Annotated in this window: 1 protein-coding gene; it reads right to left on the bottom strand. The window is 63.8% G+C overall.

Going from position 1 to position 467, the window contains the following annotated elements:
- Positions 1-2: 2 nt before the first annotated feature.
- The coding region (locus EN859_RS35335; RefSeq protein ID WP_145972003.1) for a beta-propeller fold lactonase family protein at positions 3-467 on the bottom strand (465 nt) is incomplete at its 5' end.

Genomic DNA, 467 nt, shown 5'->3' with positions numbered 1-467 from the left:
GTTCATGGGCCAATCACGACGCCCCATGGACCGCGCCCCACCGGCAGCGATTTCACGACCTCCTGGTTCTCCAGGTCGATGAAGGAGATGTCGCCGGAGTTGCCGTTGGCGCTGATCAGTTGCTTCTGGTCGTCAGAGAGCGCGACATGCCAGGGTCGCTGGCCGACGAGATAGAGGCGCCTGACCGTGAATGTCTTCGTGTCGACCTCGGCAATCCTGTTGGCCGGGCCGAGCGCGACATAGGCAGTCGCGCCGTCGCGTGACATCTCGATGCCGACCGCTTGCACGCCCTCACGCCGAATCCCCGGCACCTCGAACTCGGTCTTACCCGTTTGAGCGCGTGTCGCTGTGTCGAAGACCGTGACGGAGCCTCGGATTTCGGACGACACCCATAATTGCTTGCCGTCCACCGAGAACGCCGCGGCGCGCGGCCGCGTGTCGACGAGCAGATTGTCGATGAGTTCGAG

Origin of the sequence: Mesorhizobium sp. M00.F.Ca.ET.216.01.1.1 (assembly GCF_004010325.2) — a bacterium.
Taxonomy (GTDB): Bacteria; Pseudomonadota; Alphaproteobacteria; order Rhizobiales; family Rhizobiaceae; genus Mesorhizobium.
This window is presented reverse-complemented; position numbering and strand designations above follow the sequence as displayed.